This is a genomic window from Ruegeria sp. HKCCD7559 (genome assembly GCF_013110575.1).
Classification (GTDB): Bacteria; Pseudomonadota; Alphaproteobacteria; order Rhodobacterales; family Rhodobacteraceae; genus Ruegeria.
In genome coordinates this window covers 95,734-115,195 of the sequence record NZ_WVQU01000006.1, presented here as the reverse complement: position 1 = coordinate 115,195, position 19,462 = coordinate 95,734, and the positions used below count along the sequence as shown (strand labels likewise).

General features: G+C 58.0%; 19 protein-coding genes. 10 read left to right on the top strand and 9 right to left on the bottom strand.

The features are described 5' to 3' along the window. Positions 1-11 precede the first annotated feature (11 nt). Both bhcB and bhcA read right to left on the bottom strand, forming a co-directional pair. Positions 12-980 (bottom strand): beta-hydroxyaspartate dehydratase BhcB, encoded by a 969-nt coding sequence (gene bhcB, locus GS605_RS15785; protein ID WP_171724582.1) that lies wholly within the window; start codon positions 978-980, stop codon positions 12-14. Then, positions 980-2,170, bottom strand: coding sequence for an L-aspartate--glyoxylate aminotransferase BhcA (gene bhcA / locus GS605_RS15780; RefSeq protein WP_171724581.1), 1,191 nt, complete (start codon positions 2,168-2,170; stop codon positions 980-982). Before bhcA ends, bhcB begins: the two co-directional genes overlap by 1 nt. Before the next feature lie 169 nt (positions 2,171-2,339). On the opposite strand from bhcA, the gene bhcR reads away from it, so the two are divergent. Next, a complete protein-coding gene (gene bhcR, locus GS605_RS15775; protein WP_171724580.1) occupies positions 2,340-3,188 on the top strand; it encodes an HTH-type transcriptional regulator BhcR in 849 nt (282 codons plus the stop codon). Here bhcR and GS605_RS15770 read toward each other — a convergent pair. The 5 genes from GS605_RS15770 to GS605_RS15750 form a co-directional block, all read right to left on the bottom strand. After that, complete coding sequence (locus GS605_RS15770; protein ID WP_171724579.1) at positions 3,166-4,038, bottom strand: bifunctional allantoicase/(S)-ureidoglycine aminohydrolase; 873 nt, start codon at positions 4,036-4,038, stop codon at positions 3,166-3,168. The two genes, bhcR and GS605_RS15770, sit on opposite strands and share 23 nt — an antisense overlap. 183 nt (positions 4,039-4,221) lie before the next feature. After that, the gene (gene nagA, locus GS605_RS15765) at positions 4,222-5,355 is read right to left on the bottom strand and encodes an N-acetylglucosamine-6-phosphate deacetylase (protein ID WP_171724578.1); all 1,134 of its coding nucleotides are present in this window, start codon (positions 5,353-5,355) and stop codon (positions 4,222-4,224) included. Further along, positions 5,352-6,380, bottom strand: coding sequence for an SIS domain-containing protein (locus GS605_RS15760; RefSeq protein ID WP_171724577.1), 1,029 nt, complete (start codon positions 6,378-6,380; stop codon positions 5,352-5,354). Before GS605_RS15760 ends, nagA begins: the two co-directional genes overlap by 4 nt. 12 nt (positions 6,381-6,392) lie before the next feature. Then, positions 6,393-7,148, bottom strand: coding sequence for a GntR family transcriptional regulator (locus tag GS605_RS15755; RefSeq protein ID WP_171636418.1), 756 nt, complete (start codon positions 7,146-7,148; stop codon positions 6,393-6,395). Then, positions 7,135-8,022: a BadF/BadG/BcrA/BcrD ATPase family protein gene (locus GS605_RS15750; protein ID WP_171724576.1), complete on the bottom strand. Its 888-nt coding sequence runs from the start codon at positions 8,020-8,022 to the stop codon at positions 7,135-7,137. Before GS605_RS15750 ends, GS605_RS15755 begins: the two co-directional genes overlap by 14 nt. Positions 8,023-8,180: 158 nt before the next feature. On the opposite strand from GS605_RS15750, the gene GS605_RS15745 reads away from it, so the two are divergent. The 6 genes from GS605_RS15745 (at position 8,181) to GS605_RS15720 (ending at position 14,202) form a co-directional block, all read left to right on the top strand. Further along, positions 8,181-9,104, top strand: coding sequence for an N-acetylmuramic acid 6-phosphate etherase (locus GS605_RS15745; RefSeq protein ID WP_171724575.1), 924 nt, complete (start codon positions 8,181-8,183; stop codon positions 9,102-9,104). Beyond that, the gene (locus GS605_RS15740) at positions 9,101-10,351 is read left to right on the top strand and encodes an ABC transporter substrate-binding protein (protein ID WP_171636412.1); all 1,251 of its coding nucleotides are present in this window, start codon (positions 9,101-9,103) and stop codon (positions 10,349-10,351) included. The genes GS605_RS15745 and GS605_RS15740 overlap by 4 nt, the downstream gene beginning before the upstream one ends. 63 nt (positions 10,352-10,414) lie before the next feature. Further along, a complete protein-coding gene (locus GS605_RS15735) occupies positions 10,415-11,329 on the top strand; it encodes a carbohydrate ABC transporter permease (RefSeq protein WP_171118044.1) in 915 nt (304 codons plus the stop codon). Between the two features lie 10 nt (positions 11,330-11,339). Beyond that, a complete protein-coding gene (locus GS605_RS15730) occupies positions 11,340-12,179 on the top strand; it encodes a carbohydrate ABC transporter permease (protein WP_171229417.1) in 840 nt (279 codons plus the stop codon). Then, complete coding sequence (locus tag GS605_RS15725; RefSeq protein WP_171724574.1) at positions 12,176-13,210, top strand: Gfo/Idh/MocA family protein; 1,035 nt, start codon at positions 12,176-12,178, stop codon at positions 13,208-13,210. Before GS605_RS15730 ends, GS605_RS15725 begins: the two co-directional genes overlap by 4 nt. Further along, entirely contained in the window at positions 13,207-14,202 is a 996-nt protein-coding gene (locus GS605_RS15720) for an ABC transporter ATP-binding protein (protein WP_171636408.1), read from the top strand. The genes GS605_RS15725 and GS605_RS15720 overlap by 4 nt, the downstream gene beginning before the upstream one ends. Positions 14,203-14,261: 59 nt before the next feature. On the opposite strand, the gene GS605_RS15715 is transcribed toward GS605_RS15720, so the two are convergent. Next, a complete protein-coding gene (locus GS605_RS15715; RefSeq protein ID WP_371807771.1) occupies positions 14,262-16,493 on the bottom strand; it encodes a CHASE2 domain-containing protein in 2,232 nt (743 codons plus the stop codon). A 57-nt stretch (positions 16,494-16,550) separates the two neighbouring features. After that, a complete protein-coding gene (locus GS605_RS15710) occupies positions 16,551-17,507 on the bottom strand; it encodes a FecR domain-containing protein (protein ID WP_253283326.1) in 957 nt (318 codons plus the stop codon). A 506-nt stretch (positions 17,508-18,013) separates the two neighbouring features. Here GS605_RS15710 and GS605_RS15705 point away from each other — a divergent pair. The 3 genes from GS605_RS15705 to GS605_RS15695 are packed head-to-tail and all read left to right on the top strand — an operon-like array spanning position 18,014 to position 19,462. After that, positions 18,014-18,442, top strand: a complete 429-nt coding sequence (locus tag GS605_RS15705; RefSeq protein ID WP_171724573.1) for a hypothetical protein — start codon at positions 18,014-18,016, stop codon at positions 18,440-18,442. Further along, entirely contained in the window at positions 18,439-19,104 is a 666-nt protein-coding gene (locus GS605_RS15700) for a MotA/TolQ/ExbB proton channel family protein (protein ID WP_171636404.1), read from the top strand. Before GS605_RS15705 ends, GS605_RS15700 begins: the two co-directional genes overlap by 4 nt. 31 nt (positions 19,105-19,135) lie before the next feature. Then, complete coding sequence (locus GS605_RS15695) at positions 19,136-19,462, top strand: biopolymer transporter ExbD (protein WP_171724572.1); 327 nt, start codon at positions 19,136-19,138, stop codon at positions 19,460-19,462.

Here is a 19,462-nt window from a genome sequence, read left to right as displayed (position 1 = left end):
CGGGATTGATGTCACGCGTTCAGCCAGGGCAGCCTGTCCAGATCGACATTGCCCCCGGTTATGATCAGGCCGACACGCTTGCCTTTGAATGCGTCCGGGTTCTTCAGGATCGTGGCCAGCGGAACGGCCGAAGATGGCTCCATCACGATCCGAAGGTGTTTCCACGTCAGCTTCATCGCGTCGATGATCTCTTGCTCTGATGCCGTGTAAATCTCGGATACGTGGTTCGACACGAAATGCCAGGTCAACTCTTTCAGCGGCACCAGCAGCCCGTCGGCGATCGTCTTGGGTGCGTCATCCGCGATGATGTGGCCGGCCTTGAAGCTGCGATAGGCATCGTCGGCCTGTTCCGGTTCCGCCGCGATGATCGCGGTTTCAGGTGCGAGCGTCGAAAGTGTCAGACAGGTGCCGGACACCATGCCGCCGCCGCCGATAGGCGCGACAACCGCATCCAGACCATCGGTCTGCTCGATGAACTCGCGCGAACAGGTGCCTTGCCCGGCAATCACGCGCGGATCGTTGTAGGGATGGACGAAATCCCCGCCCGTGGCGGCCTGAACCTCGGCAAAGGTTGCTTCGCGCGACGAGGTGGAGGGCTCACATTCCGTGATCTTCCCACCATAGCGCCGCACCGTGTCTTTCTTTGCCTGTGGCGCTGTGCGCGGCATGACGACATTGCACGGTATGCCCCGCTTCATTGCCGCATAGGACAGGCACGAGGCGTGGTTGCCCGAAGAATGGGTTGCGACGCCTTTCTTGGCCTGTTCGTCGTCAAGGCCAAACACGGCGTTTGCAGCGCCGCGAACCTTGAAGGCGCCCGGTTCCTGAAAGTTTTCACATTTGAAGAACAGCTGTGCACCGGATAGCTCGTTCAGATAGTCTGATGTGCGGACCGGTGTGCGGCGGATGAAAGGTTCAATCCGATCATGTGCCGCCAGCATGTCCTCGTAGGTAGGGATATACATGTTGCAGTCCTTCATCACGCGGCGTCCTTTTGAATGGCGCCCGAATGACCGCGATAGTATTCCTGCGCAGCCGCCACGCCCGAGCCCAACTGGATGTTCAGGCCCAGGTCGACCATGCACATTTCAGCGGTGGCAATCCCGGACAGGGCCATGACATCCGTCAGGCTTCCCAGATGCCCGATGCGGAATACCTTGCCTGCGACTTCGCCAAGACCGACACCGAAGGCAACGCCGTATTTTTCGGCCGCGTGCGTGACAATATCGGTGGCGTTGAAACCGTTTGGCGTACGGATCGCGCTGACGGTGTCAGAATAAACCGAAGGGTTCGCCGCGCACAGGTCCAGCCCCCAGGCGCCCACGGCGGCGCGCACGCCTTCGGCAATACGGTGATGCCGGGCAAAGACGTTTTCCAAACCTTCACCCAGCAGCATGTCACAGGCCTGATTGAGGCCATTCATCAAGCCAACCGCAGGTGTGTAAGGGTATGCGCTGTTGGCATAGCCTTTCGCCATGTCGTGCACGTCAAAGAAGGTGCGGGGCAGGGTCCCTGTGCTGGTCGCGTCCATTGCCCGCTGGCTAAACCCGACGATGGCAAGGCCCGCAGGCAACATGAACCCTTTCTGCGAACCCGTGACGGCCACATCAACGCCCCATTCGTCAAAACGGAAATCCATGGATCCGATCGATGAAACACCATCGACGAACAGCATTGCGGGGTGCCCGGCAGCATTCAGAGCCTTGCGTACAGCGGCAATATCCGATTTCACACCGGTTGCCGTTTCGTTATGAGTGGCAAGAACAGCCTTGATTTCGTGGCTTGTGTCGGCGGTCAGAATCTCTTCGTAACGATCGGCTGGCAGCCCTTCGCCCCAAGAGGTTTCGACAATCTCGACATTCAGACCGTGGCGCTGGCACATATCGATCCAGCGATGGCTGAACATGCCGTTGCGCGCCGCCAGAACCTTGTCACCGGCGGACAGGGTGTTGGTCAGCGCGGTCTCCCAGCCTCCGGTTCCGGTCGACGGGAAGATGAAGATTTCGGCGCTGTCGCTTTTCAGAATTTTTTGCACACCCGCGCGGGCTGGGTGCAGAATCTGCCCGAACAGCGGCGAGCGGTGGTCGATCGTGGGCATGTCGCAAGCCTTGCGCAGGCTTTCGGGGATATTGGTCGGGCCCGGAATGAAAACGGGATTTTGAAAGCTCATGGGTGGTCTCCTTCCGTCGTTGACCACACAATAAGTTCTAGCCGCTCTGCCCGATATATTTTTGAAAAAGCCTTTCAAAACACCACGTTTTGGATTTAATTTATAATTGTCAGAGCCTTATATTTTTCATATCATGAATTAGTCTTTCACGAATGATCAAAGGGTTTTTATGGATTCTCAAGACAATACTCGCGAAGTCCGCAGAAAAGCCCGTGGAAGACCACGAGGATGGGACGACAAGACAGCGCAAAACACGATCAAATCTCTCGACCGTGCGATGGAAGTTTTTGAGTATTTGAGTGAAGCGCAGGGCAAGGCGTTAACCGCGCTATCCGACGAAATGGGCCAGTCGCCCGCCACAGTTTACCGAATTCTCGTTACACTAGAGGGCAGGGGACTTGTCGAGTTCGATCATGACGAGCAGGTCTGGCACATCGGTCCTCGTGCGTTCGTAATCGGCTCGCGCTTCCTGCGTCGCACCAGCCTTGTGGACCGGGCCCGACCCGTGATGCGAAAGCTGATGGAGGCCACCGGCGAGACCGCAAACCTGGGGGTCGAAAAAGAAGGAATGGTGTTGTTCCTGAGCCAGGTTGAAACCCATGCCAGCATCCGGGCGTTTTTCCCACCGGGCACGCTGTCTCCGATGCACGCATCGGGCATCGGGAAAGCTTTGTTGGCATATATGGATGAAGATCGGCTGGACCGGCTGTTGGCCAAGACGGAACTGTGGGCCTTCACGGACCGGTCGATTACCAGCCCGGCCGTGCTGAAAGAAGATCTTGCCATGGTCAGGGCACAGGGCTTCTCGATAGACAACGAAGAAAAAAACGCGGGTATGCGATGTATCGCTGCGCCGGTTTTCGATATCAACCGAGAGGCTGTAGCCGGGATTTCGGTATCCGGACCGACAAGCCGCGTCAGCGAAGCCGAAATCGCGCGCCTAAGCCGCCCCGTCATCGAGGCGGCGCGTCAGTTAACTCTGGCCATCGGCGGGACTATTTCTGCGCCGCTGTCTTGAGGCTCCGGTGCTGCGGATAAGCCGCTGGTCCCGGCCGCAGGGCCATATGACGGTTCACGTCTTTGTACAGCAGGTAACGGAACTTACCCGGTCCGCCCGCATAACAGGCCTGCGGGCAGAATGCGCGCAACCACATGTAATCGCCGGCCTCGACCTCTACCCAATCATTGTTCAGCCTGTAGACGGCCTTTCCCTCAAGAACATACAGACCATGTTCCATCACATGTGTTTCAAGGAAAGGAATGACGGCGCCGGGCTCGAAAGTCACCACGGTCACGTGCATATCGTGCCGCAGGTCACTTGGATCGACAAAGCGCGTCGTGGCCCATTTGCCGTCGGTTCCGGGCATCGGTGTCGGCGTGATCTCATTTTCGTTGAGAACCAGAACGTCCGGGCGGTCAAGCCCTTCCACCGCTTCATAAGCCTTTCGAATCCAATGGAAGCGCAGGGTCTCACCGCCTCGGTTTCGTAAGGTCCAGTTGCATTCAGCGGGCAGGTAGGCATAGCCGCCGGGCGTCAGCTCATGGGTCGTGCCGTCGGCCGTCAAGGTCGCTGTGCCTTCGACCACGAACAAAACGCCTTCGGCTTCGGGATCGGTCTCAGGACGGTCAGAGCCACCGCCGGGCTGAACCTCCATGATGTATTGCGAAAAGGTTTCGGCAAAGCCGCTTAGCGGGCGGGATATCACCCATAAGCGGGTGTCGTCCCAAAACGGCAGAAAACTGGTCACGATATCCCGCATCGTTCCCTTTGGGATCACTGCATAAGCGTCAGTAAATACGGCGCGGTCAGTCAGCAATTGCTCCTGACCAGGGTGCCCACCGTGTGGAGAATAATACTTGGCGGTCATGCATGCTCCTGAAAAATGTCATATGCCTGAAATATGCGCCGTAGGATCGGTGCGGACCACCCGCAAAAAGTTGACAGCTCTATTCGTGAAGATTTGAAAAATCAGAATTTGGCCGTCGTTAAGCGCGCGCAGCATTGGCATCATGCGTGCGCTGCGCAGCCGGTCGGACCAACAAGGATTGGGTCAGGGTTGCACCGGTCTGACCCCGGACAGATCCGGGGCAATCCGTATCATCTGCGACAGGTTAGGTTTCAGTCCTGTGCTTTTACCGGAAATCACCCCAAGCGGAACGCTTGTCGCTGCGGCGAGTGCATCCTGAACGGGGATCCCAGCTTGTTCCGTCAGAACCCGCACCGCTTTTGTCAGGCACAAGTCTGCCCCGGCCAGAGTGCCGTCCTCCAAAGTCAGCCTGCCGTTTTCCCGCCGGATCCGGCGTCCTTCCAACTGAAACTCGGTCAGTGACGTTCCGGCGACCGCCATCGCATCGCTGACAAGGAAAATCCGCCCTGGTCCGCGTTTGGCGGCCCAGGCAATCCGCATCGTATCGGGATGAACGTGGATGCCATCCGCGATCAAGCCCGCCGATAGCGATCCGCAGGATAGCGCCGCGCCGACCAGTCCCGGTTCACGACTGCCGAGCTGGCTCATCGCATTGAACAGATGCGTTGCGCACTGCGCCCCGGCCCTTGAAAACGCCTGGCAGGTTTCAAAAGGCGCGTCCGTATGCCCCAGAGAAACGATGACCCCCGCGCGTTTCAACTCTTCAACCTGTTGCGGGGTTGTGCTTTCAGGTGCCAGCGTGACCATCAATGCAGGCAGGTGTTTTGCAGCGTCGATCAGAATCTCCAGATCGGTTTGCTGCATCGGGCGGATCAGGGCGGCATCATGTGCACCCTTGCGTCGAACAGACAGGTGCGGACCTTCCAGATGCAGGCCCGCAATGCCGGGAACACCCGTCTGAACGGCCTTGATGGCGGCATCAATCGCGGCCCGGGTTTTCTCGGCCGTGTCCGTGATCAGGGTTGACAGGATGCGAGTGGCACCCAGCGCGCGATGAGCGCTGGCGATTTGGGTCAGCGTGTGAACCGATGGATCGTCGTTGAACATCACGCCACCGCCGCCGTTGACCTGCAAGTCCGCATAGCCGGGGCTGAGGATGTCGCCATGCAGATCCTCGATCTGGTCATCCTGTGCGATCAGGGCCGCAGGAAGCAACGCGTCCAGCACGCCGTTTCTGAACCGTGCGGCATATCCTTCACGCAATTCAGTGCCATCGAAGATCGGGCCGCCCGCAAAGGTAACAGTAGAGGGGGTCATACCGTTTCCGTCACTTTTTTCAGATGGCGCGGTGTGTCTGGGTCGATCCCGCGTTGTGTGGCCACCTTTTCCACCATTCCATAAAAAGCAGCGATTGTCGGTATCGGGTCCGTCATCCAATGCGACGTCCGGACATGGGGCAGTTCCGTGGCGTGTTTCACGCGGCCGGTTGTGGCGAAAACCACAGCGCCTTTGGACGCCAGTGCGTCCGCAACTTCGGCCAGATTGTCCTCTGCTGCATCTCCGGACGACAGGGCAAGCACGGGAAAGCCCTGATCCACGATGGAAACCGGGCCGTGCAGAACCTCGGCCGCCGAATAACTTTCTGCGTGGATCTGGCAGGTTTCCTTGAATTTCAACGCGGCTTCGTTGGAGATTGCCAAAGACAGGCCCCGGCCCAAGGTAAACAAAGAACGCCCATCCACCGCGTCCGCCACGGCGCTCCAGTCGCAGGCGATTGCCGTCGACAAACTGTCCGGCAGCCCATGGATTGCGCGCAACAGGTGATCTTCGCGCTTCACCTGCGCAATCAGCCACAGCCCGGCGACCAGAGACGTCACGAATGTCTTTGTCGCCGCCACGCTCAGTTCGGGGCCCGCGTGAATGGGCAGCGTTGCCGCAGCCGCCTCGGCCAGGGCAGAGGCAGGGTTGTTCGTGATCGCGACCGAGTAAGCCCCGCCGGATGTGAGCGACTGCGTTAGCTGCACGATATCCGGGCTCTGACCGGATTGTGAGACAGAGATGCAGATTGCATCCTCGCAGCGCATGTCGACCCCGTAGATGGATTTCACCGACGGTCCGACCGAAGCCATCGGCAATCCAAGCAGCAGTTCCGAGGCGTATTTCAGAAAACTGCACGCATGATCCGAGGATCCGCGCGCCACCGAGATCAGGAACCGCGGGTCGCGGGCCCGGATCTCGTCGGCGGTTTGCGCGATCAATTCCGCGCCCTCGGTCAGAAGGCGGTCTACGGCGTCAGGAATCTCATCGATCTCGCGCCGCATCTGAGTGGTTGTGTCAGGCATTTTCCCAGGCTTTCAATTTGACAGGCGCAGCTCGGCCACAAAGTCATAGGCGTCACCGCGGTAGATCGAGCGGGTCAACTCAGCGACCCGCCCGCTTTGCAGATATGAAGTGCGTTGAATCCGAAGCCCGGCCGTACCTTCCGCAACATCCAGAAGCTCTGCCTCGGGCGGTTCGAGGTTGATGGCCGAGATTTTCTGGATCGCGCGCACCGGTCGCAGACCAGATTGTTCAAGAACAGAGTAAAGCGACCCCGTCACGTCGGTGGGGTTCGGCAGGATATCGAGCGGAAGGGCCGCTTTTTCCAACGCCATCGGGCGTCCTCCTGCCTCTCGCAGGCGGTAGATACGCGCGACCTGTTCATTTGCCGACAAGCCCAATGCCATCATTTCTTCCGGGGACGGCAGGAAAACCCCGCGCTCCAGCCATGTAGAGGTCGTCTTGAGCCCGCGCCGCTCCATGTCTTCGGTGAACGATGTCAGATGGGACAGCGATTGTTCAACCTTCGCTACGGGTTCGCGAACAAACGACCCAGACCCCTGTCTTTGCTCGATTGCACCTTTGCGCACCAGCTCATGAATGGCCTTGCGTACGGTCACACGGGACAGGTCGGTGATCTCGGCGATTTCTCTTTCAGGGGGCAGCGAACTGTTGGGAGGCAGGATGCCGTCCTTGATCCCTTGTTCAAGGCGTTGACGGAGCTGTACATAGCGCGGGCCCGAGCTGTGCCCCAACCATCCTTCGGGCCGCAGGAAATCAGCTATGTTCATGTTCGATTTCCTCCAGATACGCCTGTGCCAATGCAAGTGCGCCGGACAGTGGATCGCCTGCGGGCTGGACCAGAGCAGATTGCATGTTCGCAGGCAGGTAGGGCGCGTAAAGGGGGCCAATTCCGCCGGTCAGACAAACGGGCAGGCCAACGTTCCAGCCCATTTTCTTCATCACGTCGATCAGATAGCCCGCACCGTCCTGCAGGATGGATCTGGCCAAGTCGTCCCCGCGATTGGAAATCTCGGTCACAAGCGGGGCGAGGGCGCCAAAGTCCGATGGCGTCATGTCAGCGGCGGCCCGTACAATTCCTGCGGCATCGCCAAATCGAGACAGCAGATCCTGCGCCAATGCTGAAGGGCCGGCCGTGCCGTCCGTGTGCTCCAGCGTCTTGGCCAGCGCCCGTTTGCCAACCCATTGCGCGGAAGCCTGATCGCCCAGAACAGGGCCCCACCCGCCGGCAAACTTCATCGTGCCACCCCTTTGCATTGCGACAAAAGAACCGGTACCGCAATGTGCGACAAACCCGTCCATGGCCCCCAATGCCCCGCGCAAAGCTGCTGCGCGATCATCTTCGATCCGGACGTGCCGAAATGGCAATGCCGTCGCAAGTTTCCGGGCAATTGCGTCACCTGTTATCCCGGCCAGGCCCAGATAGGCGGGCGCTTGCGCAAGCTCCTCGGGCGAACGGCCCGCCTGAGCGGCCAGAGCTTCCAGACCGCGCTGCAGCTCGATGCAGGCGGCCTCGAAATCCGTGGACACGTTTGCTGCGCCGACTTCGACTCTGTGTGTTTTGCCATCAACAAAAGCGGCGACGCGGCAACGCGTTCCGCCCCCGTCGGCGGCCAGGAACATGGGTTTTGATGACTTTACCATATACAGACCTTTATAATACCTTTTACGTGTTTTGAAGTCCTAATTGCGACCAAAGCGGCGAATTTCATGCTATATCGGCCAAAAATATGGAAAAAAATAAATGGTAGACTAATGGTATTTAAAAGGTATGATATCGAGAGTTCTTGGGGGAGAATCACTTGATTACGCCGGCGACAGAACAATTGCATCAGGATGCGCATGGGCTTGATACCCGTCCGCTGGCCGAAGTTGCCGGCCTGCTGGCGCGGTCGCAGGTGTCAGCGGCATCGGCAGTGCTTGATGCGCTTGGCCCGATTTGCAGCGGGGCGACGGCCATGGCCCAGACGATCCGGTCGGGCGGCAAGCTTCGATATCTTGCGGCGGGGTCTTCCGGCCTCATGGCGGCCTCGGACGCGCTTGAGCTTGGCGGAACCTTTTCCATCCCGTCGCAGCAGATCCGCATTCATATGGCGGGTGGAATGCCGATCACGGCAGACATGCCGGGGGATGTAGAGGACGCTGTTGATGGGCTGGCGCAAGAGGTGTCGGATATGGTTGCCAACGATACGCTCATCGCGGTCTCGGCCAGCGGCACCACGCCTTATACCGTCGCTGCCGCAAAACTGGCGCGCGACCGGGGGACGCCCGTGATCGGGATTGCAAACAACGCGGGTTCGCAATTGTTACAACTGGCGGACCATGCCGTTCTGCTTGCGACCCCTCCGGAATTGATCTCGGGATCAACCCGGATGGGGGCCGGCACTGCGCAGAAAATAGCTCTCAACACGTTGTCGACGCTGATGGCCATTGAGCTTGGGCATATTCAGGACGGCATGATGATCAATCTGCGGGCGGACAATGACAAATTGCGCGCACGCGCCAACGGAATCGTGTGCCAGCTTACCGGTGTATCACCTGAACGTGCTGATGATGCCCTGAGGGCCGCGGATGGGAACCTGAAATGCGCGGCACTTGTCGCCGCAGGTGCCGCATCGGCAGAGGATGCACAAAAGCGACTGGCTGAAACGAATGGCCATCTGCGTCATGCGATGAACCGGCTGAATGAAAATAACGAACATAGCAACCTGGGAGAAACCAAATGAAACGCAAAGTTCTGAGCCTAGCTTTGATGAGCACGGCGCTGGTCACAAGCGCCTATGCGCAAGACGCCACGCTGACAATCGAAAGCTGGCGCAACGACGACCTCGCTCTCTGGCAGGAAAAGATCATCCCTGCTTTCGAGGCGGCCAATCCAGGTATCAAAGTTGTTTTCTCGCCTTCAGCCCCGGCGGAGTACAATGCGGTTCTGAATTCGAAACTGGAAGCCGGATCCGCCGGTGATCTGATCACCTGCCGCCCGTTCGATGCTTCTCTGGCGCTGTACGAAGCGGGCCATCTGACCGACCTGTCCGATTTGGATGCGATGGACAATTTCTCGGACGTAGCCAAATCGGCGTGGCAGACAGACGATGGGTCGGCCAGTTTTTGTGTTCCGATGGCATCGGTGATCCACGGTTTTATCTACAACAAGGATGCGTTCAACGAACTGGGTCTGGAGGTTCCGACCACCGAGGCAGAATTCTTTGAGGTGTTGGACAAGATCAAGGAAGACGGCACCTATATTCCGATGGCAATGGGCACCAACGACCAGTGGGAAGCCGCAACGATGGGCTATAACAACATCGGCCCAAACTACTGGAAGGGCGAAGAAGGCCGTCTGGCCTTGATCAAGGGTGAACAGAAGCTGACCGACCCACAGTGGGTTGCACCTTATGCGACACTGGCCAAGTGGGGCGCGTATCTGGGCGACGGGTATGAGGCGCAGACCTATCCCGACAGCCAAAACCTGTTCACGCTGGGCCGCGCTGCGATCTATCCGGCAGGCAGCTGGGAAATCGCAGGTTTCAACACGCAGGCAGATTTTGAGATGGGCGCCTTCAAGCCGCCGGTCCAAAATGCCGGTGACACCTGCTATATCTCGGACCATACCGATATCGGCATCGGTCTGAACGCTGCCAGCGAAAACCAGGAGGCTGCCCGCACGTTCCTGGCCTGGGTCGCAAGCCCGGAATTCGCCAGCATTTTCGGCAATGCGGTTCCCGGTTTCTTCCCTCTGTCCAATACTCCGGTTGAACTGGAAGATCCCCTTGCCAAGGAAATCGTCGGATGGCGGGATGAGTGCGAGAGCACCATCCGTTCGACCTATCAGATCCTGTCACGTGGCACGCCCAACCTCGAAAACGAGACCTGGGGTGCGTCCGTTGCAGCCATCAAGGGCACCGAAAGCCCTGAGGCTTTGGGCAAGAAACTGCAAGACGGGCTGGCCAGCTGGTACGCACCGCATCAGTAAGACCTGAACCACTCTCACCGGACGCGGCCCGTCGCGTCCGGCACCTTTTCCCCGGAGATCCCCATGCAGACCCGCCGCATACGCTGGCACATCGCCGTTTTCCTTGCACCTGCGGTGCTAGTTTACACGGCGGTGATGATCCTGCCCTTGTTCAACACGCTCCGCCTTGCGCTGTTTACCGAAGTCGATCAGGCGCGTGTGTATGTGGGGTTGGAGAATTTCCGAACCTTGTTCCTTGATCCGCTCTGGTCCGAGCAATTCTGGAATGCGCTGGGCAACAACTTCTGGTTCTTCCTGATCCACATGCTGGTGCAGAACCCCATCGGCATCGCTTTGGCCGCGATCCTGTCACACCCGAGGCTGCGCTTTGCCGCACTGTACCGGTCGGCCATTTTCATTCCCACGATCCTGAGCTTTGTGATCGTGGGTTTTGCCTGGAAACTGATCCTGTCTCCGCTTTGGGGGATTGCGCCCTCGATGCTGGACGCGGTTGGCTTGAAATCCCTGTTCGCGCCTTGGCTGGGCAAGGAAGAATACGCGCTGACAACTCTGGCGCTTGTCTCGGTCTGGCAATTTGTCGGCATCCCGATGATGCTGATCTATGCGGCCCTTCTATCGATCCCCGAAGAAATTCTTGAAGCCGGAGAGATCGACGGGATCACCGGAGCTTCGGCTTTCTGGAAAATAAAACTGCCGCTGATCCTGCCTTCGATCGGGATCATCTCGATCCTCACATTCGTGGGCAATTTTAACGCGTTTGACCTGATCTATGTCTCTCAGGGCGCGCTGGCGGGGCCGGATTTTTCGACCGACATCCTGGGCACTTTCATGTACCGCACGTTCTTTGGTTTCCAGCTGCAACTGGGTGATCCGTATATGGGGTCCGCCATCGCCGGCGCCATGTTCGCCATCATCCTTGTGGGTGTTTGCATTTACCTTTTCGGCATCCAGACCCGGATGCGCCGGTATCAGCTGTGAGGGCTCTGCAATGAACAAGGCACGCTCCAATCCACTGAACACCGCCGCAATGCATGGTGCGCTGATCCTTTACACTCTGATCGCGCTGTTCCCGGTTTTCGTGATCATCATCAACAGCTTCAAAACGCGCCGGGCCATCTTTCGCGAGCCGCTTGCCTTGCCTGATGCCGAAAGCTTTTCCTTGATCGGCTACCAGACGGTGATGAAGCAGGGGGATTTCTTTCTCTACTTTCAGAACTCGCTGATCGTCACCGTTGTTTCACTGGCCTTTATCCTGCTGTTCGGCGCCATGGCCGCCTTTGCCCTCAGCGAATACCGGTTCAAGGGCAACATGTTGATGGGCCTGTATCTGGCGCTTGGGATCATGATCCCGATCCGCATCGGCACCGTGGCGATCCTGGAGATGATGGTCGCCACAGGGCTTGTGAACACGCTCTGGGCCCTGATCTTCGTCTACACGGCACAGGGTTTGCCGCTGGCGGTGTTCATCCTGTCCGAGTTCATGCGCCAGGTCAGTGATGACCTGAAGAATGCAGGGCGCATCGATGGGCTTTCGGAATACACGATCTTTTTCCGGTTGGTGCTGCCTCTGGTCCGGCCTGCCATGGCGACCGTCGCCGTGTTCAACATGATCCCGATCTGGAACGATCTCTGGTTCCCCTTGATCCTGGCACCCGCTGAAGAGACCAAAACCCTGACGTTGGGCAGCCAGGTCTTCATCGGCCAGTTTGTGACCGACTGGAACGCGGTTCTGTCCGCGCTCAGCATGGCGATCCTGCCAGTTCTGGTGCTCTACGTCATCTTCTCGCGCCAGCTGATCCGTGGTATCACCTCAGGAGCTGTCAAATGACCCGGGTTCTGATCGCTGGTCTTGGCAACATGGGCCTGAGCCATGCCTTGGCCCATCATCGCCACCCCGACGCACGGATCGTGGGGCTGGTCAACCGCACAGGTCATGTAGATCACCCCGAACTGTCAGGCTATCCGGCCTATTCGGATTTTCAGGCGGCACTGGCCGAGACAAACCCAGATCTGGTCGTCGTCGCAACCTATTCCGACAGCCACGCAGACTTCGCCTGCGCCGCAATGGAAGCAGGTGCGCATGTCTTTGTTGAAAAACCACTGGCTACGACAGTTGCGGACGCCAGACGCGTGGTCGCAAAAGCAGTGGAAACCGGCCGGAAACTGGTGATCGGATATATTCTGCGGCACCACCCGTCATGGATGCGACTGATCTCGGAGGCGCGCGATCTCGGCGGGCCGTATGTCTTCCGTCTGAACCTGAACCAGCAAAGCAGCGGGGTCGAATGGGAAACCCACAAGGCCTTGATGCAGACGACATCGCCTATCGTCGATTGCGGCGTGCATTACGTCGATGTGATGTGCCAGATCACCGATTCCGATCCCGTCCGCGTGCATGGCATGGGCCTGCGGCTGAGCGATGAGATTGCCGAAGACATGTATAACTACGGCCAATTTCAGGTGATCTTCGAAGACGGCTCGGTCGGCTGGTACGAGGCTGGCTGGGGCCCGATGATGTCCGAGACTGCCTTTTTCGTGAAAGATATCGTGTCCCCCAACGGATCGGTATCAATCACCGATGGCAACAAGGGCGCATCCGCGGATATTGACGGCCACACCAAGGTTGGCGGTCTTCTGGTCCACCGCCCTGACGGCGACCGGACGATCGAAATGCCGGATGAGCCCGGCCATCAGGAACTCTGCGACGCTGAACAGGCCTATATGCTGCGCGCCATCGCCGAAGATTTCGATCTGACCCGCCACATGAACGACGCCGTGCAATCGCTGGCCATCTGCCTGGCCGCTGATGAAAGCATCCGTACTGGCCAACCCATTTCGCTGAAAGAGGCACGCACATGACCGCCCTGACGCTGCAAAACGTGAACAAATCCTTCGGCACCGTCGAGGTTCTGAAAGACATCAATATCGAGGTGGAAGACGGCGAATTCGTCGTCTTCGTCGGCCCCTCGGGGTGTGGCAAGTCCACCCTTTTGCGTGTCATCGCGGGGCTCGAGGATGTGACGTCGGGCGAAGTGCGCATCGGCGGAGAGCTCATGAATCTCACCCCGCCTTCGAAACGCGGTATCGCGATGGTGTTCCAGAGTTACGCTCTCTACCCCCACTTGAACGTGCGCAAGAACATGTCATTGGCGCTGAAACAGGAGGGCCAGAGCAGGCAGGTCATCGACGAGCGTGTCGAAAGGGCAAGCAAGATGCTGAACCTCGAACCTTACCTTGACCGGTATCCTTCCGAACTGTCCGGTGGACAGCGCCAGCGCGTCGCCATCGGTCGTGCCATCGTCCGGGAACCAAAGCTGTTCCTGTTCGACGAGCCTCTGTCCAATCTCGATGCGGCTCTGCGTATGAATACAAGGTTGGAAATTGCGAACCTGCACCGGCAGCTTGACGCTTCGATGATCTATGTGACCCACGACCAGACCGAGGCAATGACTCTTGCCGATAAAATCGTCGTTCTGCGCGACGGGTGTGTGGAACAGGTCGGCAGCCCGATGGAGCTTTACAACAATCCCGCCAACCAGTTCGTGGCCGGTTTTCTTGGGGCGCCGTCGATGAATTTCTTTCCTGCCAGCATGATCGGCGAAAGCGCAGACATTACAACGGGTATCCGGCCGGAAGACCTGTTTTTGTCTGACGACGGTCCGGTGGTCGCAAACGTCACCCATGTCGAGCATTTGGGCGGTGACACCAACGTGATTGCTATGATGCAGGATCACCAGATCACCGCGCGCCTGTTCGGGCAGCATCAGGTTGAAGCCGGTCAGAGCATCCGATTTGGATATTCTCCGGGCAGGGTCTATCGCTTCGACGCACAGGGTGCGCGTCTCGCGTGACACTCACTGACGCAGGGCTCTGGGGGCCGAAGTCAGCCGACTTTTCCATGCAGCGCCGCCTAAACACCACCGGCTATTCTGGTGTTTCGGGTGAACATGACCGGCCCGGATGATGAGGCCGCGCGGAAATCAGCGGCGCGACCCGCCAAAGCGCGATAGAACTGGCGCAATCCGGGTTCGATATCTGCGGCAAGTTGTTCGCAATGCTGACACATGCGCACGATGTCGCCCTGAGGTTTTCGGGTTCTCAATGCTGCAATCAACTTACCGTGCCGAGCAACGAGTTCCTGGAACGCGTCGGTCTTCCGCAAAGCGGAATCTCCAACCAGAACAAAAACGGGCTCTGGGTTGGCTTTGCCTTTCAGGTCAACTTGGCCTGCCTGCAAAAATGCCAGGTCATCTCGCCCGGCTTGATACGCCGCGTCTGAAACGACAATGTCATACTCGACCGTTCGACAGCATTGTTCGATCCGTGCCGAAACATTCACGACGTCTCCGATAACCGTATAGTTGAACCGTTTTTGCGATCCGATGTTGCCGACGCAGGCCTGCCCCGTGGCGATTCCGGTTGCCAGCGCTATCGGCTTTCGGTTCCGCATGATCTCGGATGCATTGAACTGTGCCAAGGCACGCCGCATCCTGAGCGCAGCAAGCCCTGCGCGGCACGGGTGGTCCGCAACAGGCAAAGGCGCGTTCCAGAACGCCATGATGGCGTCACCGATGAACTTGTCGATCGTACCACGCTCATGCAGGATCTGATCTCCGAGCTTGGAAAACAGCGCGTTCAGCAAGGATACAAGTTCCGTTGCCGACGCGGACTCGGACAGAGCGGTAAATCCCCGGATATCCGAAAACATCACGGTGATTTCCTGACTTTCTCCGCCCAATTGCAGCTGGTGGCCCGAATTCTCCATTTCATCAAGGATTTCCGGGGCCACGTAATGCGAAAAGACTTTTCGAATCTGGCGCTTTTCGCGCTCGGTCGAAACAAAAAGATACCCCGCCAGCAGACCGAAATTTGCGATGCCTCCAATCAGGGGGAAGGTGGCATCGAACAGGATGGATTGGTTTTGAAAAACCAGCCAACTGATGGCAAGAACGGCTGCGGCGGCTATGCCACCGGCGATGAAGGATGCGATGGCACCAAAGCTGGACATGACGGCAATCACCACAAGCCCCAGAAACGCAAAGGCAAGCAGTTCCTGTGCTGCGGTTATGTCAGACCGGCTGAGCATTTCCCCGGTCAGAGTCTGCTCGATCATTTGGGCATGAATTGAAACACCGGGGACGCTTTCGCCAAGTGCCGTCTGGTGAATATCGAACAAACCGGCAGCGGAGGTTCCGATCAGGATAATTCTTCCTTCGATTTCAGATCGCAGCCCAGGGTCTTCAGTACCTTCCAGAACATCCTTGGCTGAAATGTAAAGGTCGGGGCTGTCCCGCCGGTATTTCAGCCAAAGCTCGCCATTCTCGGTTGTCGGCAAACGGTATCCGGCGATTTCGACGGCCAGCATGATGCCAGCCTCGTCAGGCGAGCCTTCCACAAAAATGCTGGTCTCACCCAGGGCGACCCTGAGGGCTTCGACGGCAAGGCTTGGCAGCGGACCGTCCGGACCGTTCCAGAGAACCGGTGCACGTCTTACGATGCCGGTCCCACCGATGGGCGAGACATTGACCCCGCCGACACCCGCCGCCGCCCGATCCAATGGTGGCGCGATCGGCGTCCAATGCGGAACCGAGATCAGCCCCTCGGCGGGGCTTTCCCCGAATTCAATGATTCCGGCCTTGGCCGCAATGGGTTCACCTTTGGCTGACAATCGCGCGGCAACGCCCAGCACCACGGGCCAGTAGGCCATTTCCATCCCAAGCAAGACATCGTTGTCCAGCTTTTCGGCATGGCGTTCCACAGTCAGTACTCCCGCCAGCGATGGATCATTCAGAAGGCGAGACGGCGAATACCGGTCAGGTTCGGCAAACAGCATGTCGAACGCAATCGTCGCGGCGCCGTAGTCACCCAGATTTTGAACCAACTGCGCAACCAAGGTGCGGGGCCAAGGCCATTGTCCAAAGCTGGCAAGCGAAGCTTCATCAATATCCACGACGCGCACGGGGAGTTCGGGATTGAACTCCCGCGGGGATAATCTTTGCAAAACGTCGAAATAGATCAGGCGCGTCATTCGAACCGGGTACGGATCCCACGCCCGGATGAAGCAACCCAAAAGGATCAGCCCCAGCCCCACGAGGCGGAAGGCCCATCGCCCGTTCCTGGATTTCCGCACCTTGTCGCTCACACCATCCTCCAGACAAATGGAACTGGAACTGCGTGTTAAACAGCAATTCCCGAGCAATTACGGATCAGTTTCTTCCCGCTCTGGTTCGTCCCGTTCGGGCTCCTCAGGTTCCGGTTCGTCCCGTTCGGGTTCCTCATGTTCAGGTTCTTCCTGCTCCGGTTCTTCTCTGTCGGGCTCTTCCTGCTCAGGTTCTTCGCGTTCGGGTTCCGCAGGGTCCGGTTCTTCTCTTGCCGGTTCATTGTTCGCGGAAGGCGAAGGTCCAGTGACCGTATTCTGCGCTTCACGTTGCTGAGGAGGGTCTCTACGGGCTTCCGACCGGTCTGTCTCGATGCGCCGTATGGGCGCTCCATCACCTGAGCACCCTTCAACGCGTACCTGCAAAGGGGGCAGCAGCCCTTCCTGAGACTGAACGAATGGAAACCCGCTTTTCAGCGCTTGTTCGTATTGCGCCTGATCGGCAGGCCGTCCAACTCCTCCGTCTCCGCTTGTTGCGAACATGCTGCATTGACGCCCCGAAGACCTGCACGCGCCCTGACTGCCGCACATGCGGACCGTACCTTGCAGGACAAGCATCGCGCTTTGCTTTTCCGACACGATCCACATGTCGAAGGTGGTGCCGCGCACGGCCATTGTCGCCGACGGAGTCCTGATCGAGTATGCTTTCTTTCGGCTTTTTCCGGAAATAAACCGAAAACTGCCACCCAAGGCCTGAACGGCAAAGCTCTTGGCTTTGCGGTTACTTCGCAGCATGGACACATCCAGCACCATGCGTGCGTTGGGGCCGATGGCAATCTTGGTGTCATCCACAAAAACGATTTGGATTACGCCAGTCTGATCAGTGCTGAGCGCGTCGCCGGACGCAACCTCCATTCCTGAATAAATGGGTTGTGCTTTTCCCGCGCGAACAACTTGGGCGCCTTGTTTGACGCTAATAATTTTTCCGATGTTGGCGATGGTCTGCGACGGTATGGCCACGACAACGCAAAGAACCATTACAATCTTTAACAACGACAAACTCGAACCCCTTCCCCCAATGGGCTTTAAAGCACGGAAACCGCGCTGTGCTCGACGCTTGCCTCTCGAAAAGCATGTTATTATTCATATGCATTAAAAATGTAGACAAATATGCATTATTTTTCGTGCTTTTAGCAAGAATAAAGTGAAAACGACGTTCCAAATCCGCTTTGGGGGCGCTTCTGTGCAGCCTTAATCGGGCGCAGTTTCGAACCTTTTGTTGCGGCTTAAGCACCTGTTTGGAAAAAGTGCGACTTTTCAAATTAGATCCGACATCAACTTGCTGGTTGTCCAGATGCGCTGAGCAGCATTGTGTGCAGTTGAAATTCTGATTGCGCAGCGTATGTCTTGCCGTGAACGTACGTATATCAACACGCGCTGACGACCCTTTTACTTTGCCACCCTTCGCGGCTCTTTAATGTGACATGTCCCTCGGGTAGAAACGCAGATGGGCAAGCTGACGGTCGCTGCCCGATTGTTCCAGCGCTGCAACACGGAGTCTGTTAATGCTGTTTCGTCGCATTATGATCGCGGCCATGTTTTCTGGCTGTTTGCTGTCCACAGCGCCTGCACAATCCGATTCTGCTGCACGGCTCTTTGTGGAGCTGAACTCGGCCGAGAATGTCGCCAACGCGTGCAGGTTGACGTTTCTGGTCAAGAATGAAACCGGGCAGCCGATCGACGGTGCCGTGTTCGAAACCGTCATTTTCGACACCGAAGGTGGTGTTTTGAACCTTTCACTTTTCGACTTTCGTGACTTGCCCGCCGACCGGCCCCGGGTGCGCCAGTTCGACCTTCCCAACAGAACATGTGACACAGTTGGACAAGCCTTGATCAACGGCGCGAACTCCTGCGTCGTGGATGGTTCCGAAAGTGACATATGCGACAGCACCCTCACGCTCAGCAGCAGGGTGGAAATGGAGTTATTGGGATGAGTCCTGTAGCCGCACTACGTGAGATATTTGACCTCGGCGGGCCGGTGGTGGCGATATTGATCGCCATGTCGGTTTTGACGCTGGCCGTCACCCTCTACAAACTCTGGCAATTTGCAGCCTGCGGTGTCGGGCGGCACAAGGTGCTGTCTGAAGCTCTGGCAGCCTGGGACGCAGGAGATCACAGTGCCGCGCGCGCAAGGCTGGCGGACAGCAGCAGCTATCTTGCCCCTATTGTGGGCGCGGCGATGAACGCATCTGGTGTTCCGGGGGCCGATGACCGGCTGGATGCCGAAGCGGGTTTGGCGCTTGCCGGGCTGGAACGTGGTTTTCGTTTGCTGGACACCGTGGCGCAGCTGGCGCCTTTGCTGGGTCTTTTTGGTACGGTTCTGGGTATGATCAGTGCTTTCCAAAGCTTGCAAACCGCTGGATCATCGGTTGATCCGTCTCTTTTGGCCGGCGGGATCTGGGTGGCCCTGATCACCACGGCCGTTGGTCTGGCCGTTGCGATGCCAACGTCGATGGTTTTGTCCTGGCTTGAAAGCCGAACCGCACGCGAGCGTGTTTTTGCGGACAAGGCTTTGCGTACGGTTCTGGTTCCAGGTCATTCCATCCAAAGTACAGAGGCAGCGGCACAGGCCCCGGTCGCCCCAGAACATGCGTAACACTGCGCCTTTTGTGCGGCGGCGCATGTCGATGACACCCCTTATCGACGTGATCTTTCTGCTGTTGCTGTTTTTCATGCTGTCCTCAACGTTTTCGCGGTTCAGCGAGATCGAGTTGAGCAGCGCCGCCACAGGCGGGAATGCCGACGCAACGCCGCGCGAACGCCTTTTCGTGCAACTTGGCCCCACACGTGTTGTCCTGAACGGTCAACCCCTGTCGCTTGAGGAATTGTTCGATCAGGTCCAAGCCGGTCAGGTGTTGGTGAGCCTTGATCCGGAGACAACTGCGCAACGTCTTGTGGACCTGCTTGTCCCATTGCGTGGGCGCGAAGGTTTGACGGTCAGGGTGTTGGAGTGA